Here is a 13,254-nt window from a genome sequence, read left to right as displayed (position 1 = left end):
CCCACAGGTTTTGTGTCTGCTTTTATTCCTGGATCACGTCGGCACCCTTGGGGATGTCGAACTTGAACTTGGACGCCGGAATCGGTTCGTTGGCTTTCACGCCGGTGAACAGGATGTTGGTGCGCTGACCGACGCTGTCGATCATCTGCATGTCATTGACCAGACCGTTACGAAACGACAGACGCAGGCTGTCGAACAGGGTGTCCTTGGTTTTCGGCTTCAAGGTGAAGTCGATCACGCCACCGGCTTCCTTGGCGCTGATGTCGAAGCTCTGACTGATCTTGGACACGTCACCGGACAGCAGCAACGCCGGGGTCTGGGTCAGGCGCTGATCGAGGTTCTTGATGGTGGCCTGCTCCAGGTCCGGATCCCACAACGTCACCTTCTTGCCGTCGGAGACCATGGTTTGTTCGGCCGGCGCGTTGGTGTGCCAGTAAAACAAGCCAGGACGCTGCAAGGACATTTCACCCGCGGTTTCCTGTAACCGGGTGCCGCTGCCGTCGAGGGTCAGCTGGGAGAAACGCGCGGTCAGGGTCTGGGATTTTTCCAGCAATTGGGTCAGACGCGCCACGTCCTTGTCATCGGCGTGGGCCGAAAGCGTGGTCAAAGCCAAAACCGGCAGCAACAGCATGCGGATAAGACGCATAGGAGTCCTCATAACATTCGTGGGGGTGCGATGGCGCGTCATTACGCCACCGCGTTTCAATCAATTCAGTCGCGTACCGGGCCCGGAGCCAGGACCTCACGCGAACCGTTGGTATTCATGGACGTCACGACCCCGGCCATTTCCATGGCTTCGATCATGCGTGCGGCGCGGTTGTAGCCGATTTTCAGCTTGCGCTGAACCGCAGAGATGGACGCACGACGACTTTCCAGTACGAACTGCACCGCTTCGTCGTAGAGCGCATCGGATTCACTGTCTTCATCGCCACCGCTGCCGCCTTCAAAACCGCTACCCGGCTCTTCGACACCGGCGAGAATCTCGTCGTTGTATTCCGGCGCGCCGCGCAGTTTCCAGGCTTCGACCACGCGGTGAACTTCATCATCGGACACAAAGGCACCGTGGACGCGAATCGGCAGACTGGTGCCCGGCGGCATGTAGAGCATGTCACCGTGGCCCAGCAGTTGTTCGGCGCCGCCCTGATCGATGATGGTCCGGGAGTCGATCTTGCTCGACACCTGGAACGCCATACGCGTCGGAATGTTGGCCTTGATCAGACCGGTGATCACATCAACCGACGGCCGCTGGGTCGCAAGGATCAAGTGGATACCGGCTGCACGGGCCTTCTGGGCGATACGGGCGATCAGTTCTTCAACCTTCTTGCCGACGATCATCATCATGTCGGCGAATTCGTCCACCACCACGACAATCGTCGGCAGCTTGGTCAGCAGCGGCGCTTCGTCGTGAATGCTTTCGCGCTTGTACAACGGATCGGTCAACGGCGTACCGGCGTCCTGGGCTTCCTTGACCTTGGCATTGAAGCCCGACAGGTTACGCACGCCCATTTTCGCCATCAGTTTGTAGCGACGCTCCATCTCCGCCACGCTCCAGCGCAGGGCGTTGGCGGCGTCCTTCATGTCGGTCACGACCGGGCACAACAGGTGCGGAATGCCTTCGTAGATCGACAGCTCAAGCATTTTCGGGTCGATCATGATCAGCTTGGCGTCTTCCGGGCCGGACTTGAACAGGATCGACAGGATCATCGCGTTCACGCCCACCGATTTACCGGAACCGGTCGTACCGGCTACCAGCAAGTGAGGCATTTTCGCCAGGTCGGTGATGACCGGCTTGCCACCAATGTCGTGACCCAGGGCCAATGTAACCGGCGACTTGAAGTTGTCGTACTCGGGGGTCGACAGCACTTCGGAGAAGCGCACGATCTGGCGGTCTTCGTTAGGAATCTCGATACCGACGGTGGTCTTGCCCGGAATCACTTCCACCACACGCACGCTGGTCACGGCCAGGGAACGTGCCAGGTCTTTCGCCAGGTTGGAGATGCGGCTGACCTTGACGCCGGCCGCCGGCTGGATTTCGTAACGGGTAATCACCGGGCCCGGGTGAATCGAATCCACCGAGACTTCGACGCCGAATTCCTTGAGCTTGATCTCCAGCAAGTGGCCAACCGCCGCCAGGGATTCAGGCGAATAATTGAGTTGTTTCTTTTCTGCCGGGTCGAGAATCGAGATCGGCGGCAAGGTGCCTTCGACGGCACTGTCGACGAACAACGGCGCCTGTTTCTCTTTTTCCACGCGCTTGCTGGGCGCCGCTGGCTTGGGCGGCGCGGGGGCAATCACCGGCGGCACCTGCTTCTCGCGGTCCGACATGTGTTTGCTCAGGGCTTGTTCACGCTCGATCAGGCGCTCCTTGACCTTGGCTTGCTCGCGCTTGTCGGTGACGGTCGGCGCGACCACGTCATGCACGCGATCATCGACTTCACGCAACTGCGCAACCACTTGTTTGCGCTCGACACGGGCGGCCCACCAGCGATTGGCCGCGCCCTGGAACAGTTCGAACAAGTCGAGGGTGATTTTGCCGGTGAGGTCCATCACCTTGAACCACGACAGGTCGGTGAACACCGTCAGGCCAAACAGGAACAACGCGATGAACAACAGCGTACTGCCCTGGATATTCAGGGCGTTCCGGGCCAGATCACCGAGGCTTTCGCCCAAAGCGCCACCAGCGCCGGCCGGCAGACCGGTCGCGGCGTGGAAATGAATATGGGCCAGGGCCGCGCCCGAGAGCACCAGAAATACCAGGCCGATCAGGCGCCAGGAGAACAGCCAGCCGCTCCACTCCCACTGCTCGTGGCGTTGACGGAAGATTTGATATGCCTTGATCGCCAGCAACAGCGGGAAGATGTAGGCGAAGTAACCCAACACCATGAACAGGATATCGGCGCTGTAGGAGCCGACCGGTCCGCCGAAGTTCTGAACATCGTCGATCTTGCTGTTATGGCTCCAGCCCGGATCGTCCTTGCCATAGGTCAACAAGGCCATCATCAGGAACAGGCACAAGCCGCCGATGGCGATCAATGCACCTTCCTTGAGCCGGTAGTGCAATTGCTGGCGCCAGAGCGGAACGACTGTTTTTGGTGCTGCGGTGGATTTCTTCAAAACGCTTCTTTTCCTGCGCCTGTGGCGCGTCCATCTGTTGAATGACTATAAAAAATTGCCCAACCCAGGCAGGTAAAAAAGTTGACAGGCGTAACTGGGACTACTTTTAACACTACGCTCCGGTTTTTATAAACACGGCGCGCCGCGAATATTCTGTAACAAGTAGGCATTGTACGGGTTTGTTCGTCCGATGCCATGCTTGAAACCCAAGGTGTAGCATAGCCAACAGCACATTACGCGCGGTTCAATTTGAGCATGCATTCTCTTTTGTGACAAAGGCTTATGAGGTGTTTTTATGAGCGAAGCGAAGCATTCCCGCCTGATCATTCTGGGTTCCGGCCCCGCCGGTTACAGCGCTGCCGTTTATGCCGCCCGCGCCAACCTCAAACCCGTTGTCATTACCGGAATACAGGCAGGTGGCCAGCTCACCACCACCGTCGAAGTCGACAACTGGCCCGGTGATGTCGAAGGTCTCACCGGACCGGTGCTGATGGAACGCATGCAAAAACACGCCGAGCGCTTTCATACAGAGATCGTCTACGACCACATCCACACCGCCAAGTTGCAACAGCGCCCGTTCGAACTTATCGGCGACGGCGGCACTTACACCTGTGACGCGCTGATTATCGCCACCGGCGCCTCGGCGCAATACCTGGGGCTGCCATCGGAAGAGACATTTGCCGGCAGAGGGGTTTCGGCTTGCGCGACGTGCGACGGTTTCTTCTACCGCAATCAGGTGGTCGCGGTCGTGGGCGGCGGCAATACGGCGGTTGAAGAAGCGCTGTACCTGTCGAACATCGCCAAGGAGGTTCACCTGATTCACCGGCGCGACAAGTTGCGCTCGGAGAAGATTCTTCAGGACAAGCTCTTCGAAAAAGCCGCCAACGGCAATATCCGCCTGCACTGGAACCAGAATCTGGATGAAGTGCTGGGTGATGCCAGCGGCGTGACCGGCGCCCGCCTGCGGGACAGCCATAGCGGCGAAACCAGAGAGTTGCCGCTGGCCGGTGTGTTTATCGCCATCGGCCATAAACCCAACACCGACCTGTTCGAAGGCCAGCTGAAAATGCGTGACGGCTATCTGCTGGTCAAGGGCGGCAGCGAAGGCAATGCTACCAGCACCGATATCCCGGGCGTGTTTGCCGCCGGTGACGTGGCCGATCACGTTTACCGCCAGGCCGTCACATCTGCCGGGGCCGGCTGCATGGCCGCGCTGGACGCCGAGAAGTATCTCGACGACATTCCAGTCGTTTGACGGCACACTTCACGGTGGGCCCACCCGCCCACAACTGCCCTCCCCTTCTGCAAGCCCGGATGCCATGCTGACTTGGTTACAACGCAACACCCTGACCTTCCCGCCCCTGGAAAAAGCCATGCGCGATCCCAACGGGCTGTTGGCCGCGGGCGGGGATCTGTCCGCCGATCGTCTGATTCAGGCCTATCGCCACGGCTGTTTTCCGTGGTTCTCGGAAGGCCAGCCGATTCTCTGGTGGTCGCCGGATCCACGCACCGTACTGTTTCCCGACGAACTGCATGTCTCGCGCAGCCTGAACAAACTTCTGCGCCAGCAACGCTATCAGGTGACCTTTGATCAGGATTTTGCCGCGGTCATCCACGCCTGCGCCGCGCCACGGGATTACGCCGACGGGACCTGGATCACAGAAGCCATGCAAAACGCCTACCTCGAGCTGCACAGGCGTGGCTACGCCCATTCGGTGGAAGTCTGGGACCAGGGCGAACTGGTCGGCGGGCTCTATGGCCTGGCGATGGGTCAGCTGTTTTTCGGCGAATCCATGTTCAGCCGCGCTGACAACGCCTCGAAATATGGCTTTGCCACACTGGTCCGACATCTGAAAGACTCAGGCTTCGTGCTGATCGACTGCCAGATGCCTACCGACCATCTGCACAGCCTCGGCGCCCGAGCGATTCCTCGCAGCGAGTTTGCCGACTACCTTGCGCAGCATCTGGATCAGCCGGACAGCGCCGCCTGGGTTTGCTGAGCGACTTTTACGCGAGTGGCTTACACTTAATCAAAAGCTTATCCCGAGGGTTGATCATGACCGAGTTGGCGCGTTTGAAGTTCTATGCCACTCAGCCCCACTCTTGCAGTTATCTGCCCGAGGAGCAGGCCACGACCTTGTTCCTCGACCCTAGTCAGCCCATGGATGTGCATGTCTATGCAGACCTGTCTGAAATGGGTTTCCGTCGTAGCGGCGATCATCTTTACCGGCCTCATTGCCAGAATTGCAATGCGTGCGTACCGGCGCGCATCCCTGTGGCGCAATTTTCGCCCAACCGCCAGCAGAAACGCATCTTCAAACGCAACGTCGACCTGCAGGTGCGCCCTGCCAGGCCGCTATTCAGCGAAGAGTATTTCGACCTTTATCAGCGGTATATCGAACAGCGTCACGCCGATGGCGATATGTACCCGCCGAGTCGCGATCAGTTTGCGACGTTCCTGGTACGTGACCTGCCGTTTTCCCGATTCTACGAATTCCGCCTCGAAGGACGACTGGTAGCGGTGGCCGTCACCGACTTGCTGCCGAACGGTCTGTCGGCGGTCTACACCTTCTACGAGCCCGCTGAAGAACGCCGCAGCCTGGGGCGTTATGCGATTCTCTGGCAAATCGCCGAGGCTCAGCGTCTGGGGCTGGAAGCCGTCTATCTGGGCTACTGGATCAAAAACTGCAAAAAGATGAGTTACAAGACTCAATATCGCCCTATCGAACTGCTGATTAATCAGCGCTGGGTCATCCTGAACTAGAGCAAGCCGTAAACCCCTTGGCTTAAACCCCATTTTTCGGGCACAATGCACGCCGCTTTTGCCTGGCGCAGTTGCACCGGGCCATTCATTGGACACCGAGGGCTTTACTGCATGTCGAAAGAAGACAGCTTCGAAATGGAAGGCACTGTCGTCGACACCCTGCCCAACACCATGTTTCGTGTGGAGTTGGAAAATGGGCACGTCGTAACCGCGCATATCTCCGGCAAGATGCGCAAGAACTACATTCGTATTCTTACCGGCGACAAAGTGCGCGTCGAGCTGACGCCCTATGACTTGAGCAAAGGGCGCATCACTTACCGCGCTCGCTAATCAAGTCAATACAAAACGCCCGGTTTATGCCGGGCGTTTTTGTTTGTCTGCGATTTGGTGGGGCTCTTTAGTTTATGGTGTATATCCGTTGCTGCGGTTAGGGCTTCTGGCGGTTTCGCTCTTACAGCGACTCACTTTTCCAGACGCCGAAAAGTAAGCAAAAGGCTTCGCCCCGGCGTACGGCGCCTCGCTAAAGCTCCGCGTTCCCTCGCTACGGTATCCATCAGGGGGCATCGCCTCCGGTCTGCTTCGCGACGACCTCCTCTCGATGTGTTCGGCTTCGCCGAACGGCGCTACGCGCCTAATCCCCTGATGAACACCTACGCTCGGCCTGCCGAAGGGGCGAGAGATCAAAAGCAGAATCAAGATCTAAAGCCACAGCCACAGCAAGATCAAAAGATCGCAGCCTCGTTTCACTCGACAGCTCCTACATCTATGGTTACCCCCTTTTCTGCAATACTGTTTTTGATGCGTGTTTGGCTTGCTTTCATCTATCCGGCGTCTGAGTGGGGGTTGTGGTCCCCGCGCCTCGATGAGAATCGATGCCCGACGATCCTAATTAGTGGAACGGCCTTTCAGCCGTGTAGGAGCTCAGGGTTGTCGTCAGGCCGGTTGGCCGTTCACGTCATCTGTTATCCAGCATCGCAAAACCAGGTGGGTGGTGCTCGGGTGACAGCAGGGTCAGGCGTTCATCTTGGCTGGCCCTGCATCGAATTCAGTGTGGTGTGCTGCGATTGCCCAGGCGATCCTCGCCAGCTTGTTGGCCAGCGCACAGACCACGAGATTGGAGTGATGGTGGGACGCTAATAACTGGCGGACCCAGTCCGCCAAAGCGCCTTTCTGTCGCTCCAGCTGGATCAGGTAGACACGGGCGCACTGGATGAGCAGGCGCCTCTGGTTTCGATCACCGCGCTTGCTGATGCCCAACAGGACGGTCTTGTCGCCCGTGGAATGCTGTTTGGGCACCAGCCCGATGGAGGCTGAATAGCCTCGGCCGCATTTGAATTGTTTGCCATCGCCCAACTCGGCAGCCAGGACGGTGGAGGTGATCGGGCCTAAGCACGGTATTGTCATCAAGCGCGATGCCAGATCATCTTCAGCGGCCTGGCATTGCACTCGCTTATCCAGTGTCTTGATCCGCTCAGTCAGGTAGTTGAAGTGCTCATGCAGCATCGTCAGATTTAGTTTGATGGCCTCAGAGAATGAACTCGTCTCAAGCAGCCCCGGCAGTTCATTGATCGACTTGAAGCCGGGGGCCAGGCTGACGCCAACCTCCAGAAGGGCGGCGTGAATCCGATTGACGGTTGCGGTGCGGTCTTTGATGAACGCATCGCGGGTGGAGTTGAGCATGGCCAGCGCCTGTTGGGCCTGGGTTTTGGGCGGCACAAAGCGCATGGTGGGGCGAGTCGCCGCCTCGCAGATCGCCTCGGCATCGGCGAAGTCGTTCTTGTTGCTTTTCACGTAAGGACGCACGAGATGAGGGGCGATGAGCTTGGGCGTATGGCCCAGCTTGGCGACCTGTTGTGCCATGAAGTGGGCGCCGCCACAGGCTTCCATCACGACGGTGCAGGGTTCGAGATTCGCCAGATGTTGGATGAGCGTCATTCGAGTGAATTTTTTGCGGTAGAGCTCATTCCCGCGCTCATCTTGTGCATGCAGATGGAAGGTACGTTTTCCTAAGTCGATGGCGGCAATAGCTACTTTCATGGCAACGGTCTCCGATGAGCCCCCTGTGAAAGCTTAGTGGGCGATCACGGGCGGCGGCGGGGGTAGCCATTTCATTAGGGGATGGGTGTACACCCGCCCTCCACCACTCAACACGCCGAGCGTTAGCTCGCCTGCAGCTCTTGATCTTGCTTTGCCCGCCCTATATCGGGAGGCTGAGTGGAGGTATTCATCTGGGGGGCAGGCGCGCAGCGCCGTTCGACGCAGTCGAACACATCGAGAGGAGGTTGAAGCGAAGCCAACCGGAGGCGATGCCCCCAGGGCGAAACCCTAAGTAGCCGTTACCGCAGCAACGGATATACACCTAAATCTCAAGCATAAAAAAGGCGCCCGAAGGCGCCTTTTCGCTTTACAGCCGTCAGGCCATTTCAGCTGTGGTCTCGAAGTCGAAGGTCAGCTCGCCGTCCTTGAGATCGATGTGAACCACACCACCATGGTCGGCCAGTTCGCCAAAGAGAATCTCTTCCGCCAGCGGACGCTTGATCTTGTCCTGAATCAAACGCGCCATTGGTCGAGCGCCCATTGCCGTGTCGTAGCCACCCGCTGCAAGCCAGCTGCGCGCCGCGTCCGTCACTTCCAGCTGCACGCGCTTGTCTTCCAGCTGCGCCTGAAGCTCGGTAAGGAACTTGTCCACCACGCTTTTGATGACCTCATGGCTGAGGCGACCAAACTGGATAATGGTGTCCAGACGGTTGCGGAACTCTGGCGTGAAGCTCTTCTTGATCACTTCCATCGCATCGGACGAATGGTCCTGATGGGTGAAACCGATCGAAGCGCGAGCGGCCGTTTCGGCACCGGCGTTGGTCGTCATGATGACGATCACGTTACGGAAGTCCGCCTTGCGCCCGTTGTTATCGGTCAGCGTACCATGGTCCATGACCTGCAGCAGCAGGTTGAAGACTTCCGGATGCGCCTTCTCGATTTCATCGAGCAACAGCACGCAGTGAGGCTGCTTGGTGATGGCTTCGGTCAGCAGACCTCCCTGGTCGAACCCGACATAGCCTGGAGGCGCACCGATCAGACGCGATACGGTGTGGCGCTCCATGTACTCGGACATGTCGAAGCGAACCAGTTCGATGCCCAACGCTTTGGCCAGCTGACGCGCCGCTTCGGTTTTACCGACACCGGTAGGCCCTGCGAACAGGAACGAACCGACTGGCTTGTCAGGCGACTTGAGGCCGGCACGGGACAGTTTGATCGCGGTCGACAGTGAGTCGATTGCGGCATCCTGGCCAAATACCGTCAGCTTCAGGTCACGCTCAAGGTTACGCAGCAGCTCTTTGTCGGAGCTGGTGACGTGCTTAGGCGGAATTCGCGCGATTTTCGCGACGATGTCCTCGACCTGAGGCACTTCGATGCGTTTCACGCGTTTCTCGATTGGCTGCAGACGCTGGTAGGCGCCTGCCTCGTCGATGACGTCAATGGCTTTGTCCGGCATGTGCCGGTCATTGATGTAGCGCGAGGCCAGTTCGGCCGCCGCACGCAACGCTTCATCGCTGTATTCGATGTTGTGGTGCGCTTCGAAACGACCTTTCAGGCCGCGCAGAATGCCAATGGTGTCTTCCACCGAAGGCTCCGACACATCGACCTTCTGGAAGCGCCGGGCCAATGCACGGTCCTTCTCGAAGATCCCGCGGAATTCCTGGAACGTGGTCGAGCCGATGCAACGGATATCACCCGACGACAGCAGCGGCTTGAGCAGATTCGAGGCATCCATGACCCCACCGGACGCAGCACCCGCACCAATGATGGTGTGGATTTCGTCGATGAACAGGATCGCCTGCGGACGTTTTTTCAGCTCATTGAGCAACGCCTTGAAGCGCTTCTCGAAATCGCCGCGGTATTTGGTCCCGGCCAGCAAAGCCCCCAGATCGAGGGAATACACCACGCTGTTGGCCAGCAAGTCCGGCACCTGGTTGTCGACAATGCGTTTGGCCAGGCCTTCGGCAATCGCGGTTTTACCCACGCCTGCCTCGCCCACCAGCAACGGATTGTTTTTGCGACGACGCGCCAGGATCTGCGCAACGCGCTCGACTTCCAGCTCACGGCCTACCAATGGATCGATACGACCCTGGCGCGCGAGTTCGTTGAGGTTGCTGGCATAAGCATCCAGAGGATTGCCTGAAGAAGAAGACTCACCGCCCTCGTCGTCCTGCATATCTTGTTCACCTTCAGAGTGATCGCCATGCCCCGGCACTTTGGAAATGCCGTGTGCGATGTAGTTGACGACATCGATGCGCGCAACGCTCTGCTGTTTCAGCAGGAACACGGCCTGACTCTCTTGCTCACTGAAGATTGCGACCAGTACGTTGGCGCCAGTCACTTCGCGTTTGCCCGAGCTCTGTACGTGAAAGACAGCACGTTGCAGCACACGCTGGAAGCCCAGGGTTGGCTGGGTCTCACGATCCTCGTCATGAACGGGGATCAATGGCGTGGTGGAGTCGATGAACTCCTGCAGATCGTGCTTGAGTTTGTCGAGGTTTGCGCCGCAGGCACGCAAAACGGTGGCGGCAGCCTCATTGTCCAATAGGGCCAGAAGGAGGTGTTCGACGGTCATGAATTCATGACGCTTCGATCGGGCCTCCTTGAAGGCAAGATTGAGGGTGACTTCGAGCTCGCGGTTTAACATAGCTTCACCTCATACCCAAGTGGTCGGCGATTAACCGTCCTTCTCGATTTCACAGAGTAGCGGATGCTGGCTTTCCCTGGCGTACTGGTTGACCTGCATGGCCTTAGTCTCGGCGATGTCGCGGGTAAACACTCCACATACTGCCCGTCCTTCTGTGTGGACGGCCAGCATGACCTTGGTCGCCAGCTCGCGATTCAGGTTAAAAAACACCTCGAGCACTTCGACGACGAAATCCATCGGTGTGTAGTCATCATTGAACAAAACCACCTTGTACATCGGCGGCGCCTGTAAAGCAGGCTTTGCCTCCTGAACAGCAATGCCTGCGGAATCGTCGTCGTGTGAATCAGGGCGATCCTGATTGAATGTTAGTCGAATCTGGCTGATTGCATGCATGGAAAGAAAGGTTCGTCAGTTGTGCGAATACAGTGGTGGGGGCGGCTATGGACGATTTCAACTCCGACTGCCCGGTCAGCTTGACTATCGGGAAAACGGTGTTACAACCAATAGAGCCCACAGTGGGTAAAAAAGGTCCGCGGAGTCAATCTTATTTCCAGGAAATGACTGCGGATGAACTGGATGATACTCCAGTGATGGAGTCTGTTGCAGAGGGATATGGGTATGTCAGTCGGTAAGGTGAAATGGTTCAACAATGCCAAGGGATTCGGTTTCATTAACACCGACGCCAGAGAAGGCCGTGACGAAGACGGTCATCTTATTGATTTCTTTGCACACTATTCGGCCATTGAAATGGTCGGATACAAGACTCTCAAGGCCGGGCAACTCGTAAGCTTCGAGATCGTCCAGGGACCCAAAGGGCTGCACGCAGTCAAGATTGGGGCTGCCACGACCGAGAACGAACAGGCCGCTGCCACCCAACAGGAAACAGTGTCGAATTGACGCAACCCGTCATCCAGTCATAAAAAAACCGCCCGAAGGCGGTTTTTTAATGCCTATTCGCTTACATATGCGAAATCAGCGCGTCACCGAACGCAGACGAAGACAGCAGTTTCGCGCCTTCCATCAGACGTTCGAAGTCATAGGTCACGGTCCTGGCCGAAATCGCGCCGTTGGTGCCTTTGATGATCAGATCAGCTGCTTCGGTCCAGCCCATGTGGCGCAGCATCATCTCTGCGGACAGGATCAGGGAGCCCGGATTGACCTGGTCCTTGCCAGCGTACTTCGGCGCAGTACCGTGGGTCGCTTCGAACATCGCAATGGTGTCAGACAGGTTGGCACCCGGTGCGATACCGATACCGCCCACTTCCGCCGCCAGGGCGTCGGAGAGGTAGTCGCCGTTCAGGTTCAGGGTCGCGATCACATCGTATTCGGCCGGGCGCAGCAGGATCTGCTGGAGCATGGCGTCGGCGATGGCATCTTTGACGATAACGTTCTTGCCGGTTTTCGGGTTTTTGAACTGCATCCACGGACCGCCATCGAGCAGGGTCGCGCCGAACTCTTCAGCTGCCACTTCGTAGGCCCATTCCTTGAAGGCACCTTCGGTGAACTTCATGATGTTGCCTTTGTGCACGATAGTCAGCGAGTCGCGGTCATTGTCGACCACATACTGCAGAGCTTTTCGCGCCAGACGCTTGGTGCCTTGCAGCGAAACCGGCTTGATGCCGATACCGCAGTTTTCGTCGAAACGGATCTTGGTGACGCCCATTTCATCTTTAAGGAACTTGATGACTTTGGTCGCTTCCGGCGAACCGGCTTTCCACTCGATACCGGCGTAGATGTCTTCCGAGTTCTCACGGAAGATCGTCATGTCGACGTCGCCTGGCTTCTTGACCGGGCTAGGCACGCCTTCGAACCAGCGCACAGGGCGCAGGCAGACATAAAGGTCGAGTTGCTGACGCAGGGCCACGTTCAGGGAACGGATGCCGCCACCGACCGGGGTGGTCAGAGGGCCCTTGATGGAAACCACGTAATCCTTGACCGCGTCCAGGGTTTCCTGGGGTAGCCAGGTGTCCTGATCGTAAACCTGAGTCGCTTTCTCCCCGGCGTAGACTTCCATCCAGGAAATTTTGCGCTCGCCGCCGTAAGCCTTCTTAACAGCAGCATCGACAACCTTGATCATGACCGGGCTGATATCAACGCCAATACCATCACCTTCGATGAAGGGGATGATCGGGTTGTTAGGAACATTGAGAGAATGGTCCGCGTTGACGGTGATTTTGTCGCCGACTGCTGGAACCTGAATCTTCTTGTATCCCATGCTGAACTCCATTGTTTGGATTGAACATCTGGCTTCGTTCGAGCGTACCCCAGTTAAATCAGCACGCAAACCCTATGTTCCAACCATCTGCCGCAAAGCTGCACAGTTCGCGGCGTACAAGCCTGAAAGCAAAGGGAAAAGCGCCAAACTCAAGCACGGTGCAAGACTCTACGCCCCACTCGCCCCTGCGACCTTTAGACCAATGGACGACAATCGTTGCATATGAACCATCGGCAGATTGCCAGCTACCTATGTATAATGCCGCCCGCTGACCACAGAGTCACGACGGCCGACCTTTCTACTACGAGGCTTTGGGCCCGAAAAAGCCGGACTGTTACCGCAGCCCACCCGCTTGACGCTCGACTGATGCACCCAACATCACCGCGAAGAAATCTCGACATTCGGCTCATGGATGACTTTGAACGAACGCGCTTACCCGGCGCCCCTCGAGTTTTTCTGCGCACGCTTTAGCAAAGA

Annotated in this window: 11 protein-coding genes; 5 read left to right on the top strand and 6 right to left on the bottom strand. The window is 57.6% G+C overall.

The genetic code is table 11. The annotated features are described in order from the left end of the window. Window positions 1-22 precede the first annotated feature (22 nt). Window positions 23-646, bottom strand: coding sequence for an outer membrane lipoprotein chaperone LolA (gene lolA / locus ACMXYH_RS11360; RefSeq protein WP_223430568.1), 624 nt, complete (start codon window positions 644-646; stop codon window positions 23-25). Between the two features lie 65 nt (window positions 647-711). Next, window positions 712-3,114: a DNA translocase FtsK gene (locus ACMXYH_RS11355; protein WP_415767107.1), complete on the bottom strand. Its 2,403-nt coding sequence runs from the start codon at window positions 3,112-3,114 to the stop codon at window positions 712-714. Between the two features lie 295 nt (window positions 3,115-3,409). Here ACMXYH_RS11355 and trxB point away from each other — a divergent pair, with 295 nt between their 5' ends. From trxB to infA, 4 genes are all read left to right on the top strand, one after another. Beyond that, window positions 3,410-4,369, top strand: coding sequence for a thioredoxin-disulfide reductase (gene trxB, locus ACMXYH_RS11350; protein WP_415767106.1), 960 nt, complete (start codon window positions 3,410-3,412; stop codon window positions 4,367-4,369). Window positions 4,370-4,433: 64 nt separating this feature from the next. Continuing rightward, a complete protein-coding gene (gene aat / locus ACMXYH_RS11345; RefSeq protein WP_415767105.1) occupies window positions 4,434-5,114 on the top strand; it encodes a leucyl/phenylalanyl-tRNA--protein transferase in 681 nt (226 codons plus the stop codon). A gap of 56 nt (window positions 5,115-5,170) precedes the next feature. Next, window positions 5,171-5,878 (top strand): arginyltransferase, encoded by a 708-nt coding sequence (locus ACMXYH_RS11340; protein WP_347805477.1) that lies wholly within the window; start codon window positions 5,171-5,173, stop codon window positions 5,876-5,878. A 111-nt stretch (window positions 5,879-5,989) separates the two neighbouring features. Then, window positions 5,990-6,208: a translation initiation factor IF-1 gene (gene infA, locus ACMXYH_RS11335; protein ID WP_002553999.1), complete on the top strand. Its 219-nt coding sequence runs from the start codon at window positions 5,990-5,992 to the stop codon at window positions 6,206-6,208. Window positions 6,209-6,889: 681 nt separating this feature from the next. Here infA and ACMXYH_RS11330 read toward each other — a convergent pair. The 3 genes from ACMXYH_RS11330 to clpS all read right to left on the bottom strand — a co-directional run bounded on the left by ACMXYH_RS11330 (window position 6,890) and on the right by clpS (window position 10,955). Next, window positions 6,890-7,915, bottom strand: coding sequence for an IS110 family transposase (locus ACMXYH_RS11330; protein WP_415764593.1), 1,026 nt, complete (start codon window positions 7,913-7,915; stop codon window positions 6,890-6,892). A 376-nt stretch (window positions 7,916-8,291) separates the two neighbouring features. After that, the gene (gene clpA, locus ACMXYH_RS11325) at window positions 8,292-10,562 is read right to left on the bottom strand and encodes an ATP-dependent Clp protease ATP-binding subunit ClpA (protein ID WP_095129000.1); all 2,271 of its coding nucleotides are present in this window, start codon (window positions 10,560-10,562) and stop codon (window positions 8,292-8,294) included. A gap of 30 nt (window positions 10,563-10,592) precedes the next feature. Beyond that, complete coding sequence (gene clpS, locus ACMXYH_RS11320) at window positions 10,593-10,955, bottom strand: ATP-dependent Clp protease adapter ClpS (RefSeq protein ID WP_046032480.1); 363 nt, start codon at window positions 10,953-10,955, stop codon at window positions 10,593-10,595. A gap of 225 nt (window positions 10,956-11,180) precedes the next feature. On the opposite strand from clpS, the gene ACMXYH_RS11315 reads away from it, so the two are divergent. Beyond that, window positions 11,181-11,459 carry a cold shock domain-containing protein gene (locus ACMXYH_RS11315; protein ID WP_129436904.1) on the top strand — a complete coding sequence of 93 codons (279 nt, stop codon included), beginning with the start codon at window positions 11,181-11,183 and terminating at the stop codon, window positions 11,457-11,459. Between the two features lie 61 nt (window positions 11,460-11,520). Here ACMXYH_RS11315 and icd read toward each other — a convergent pair whose 3' ends face one another. Next, a complete protein-coding gene (gene icd / locus ACMXYH_RS11310; RefSeq protein ID WP_415767104.1) occupies window positions 11,521-12,777 on the bottom strand; it encodes an NADP-dependent isocitrate dehydrogenase in 1,257 nt (418 codons plus the stop codon). Window positions 12,778-13,254: the final 477 nt, after the last annotated feature.

Source organism: Pseudomonas frigoris, assembly GCF_047758635.1.
Taxonomy (GTDB): domain Bacteria; phylum Pseudomonadota; class Gammaproteobacteria; order Pseudomonadales; family Pseudomonadaceae; genus Aquipseudomonas; species Aquipseudomonas frigoris.
This window is presented reverse-complemented; position numbering and strand designations above follow the sequence as displayed.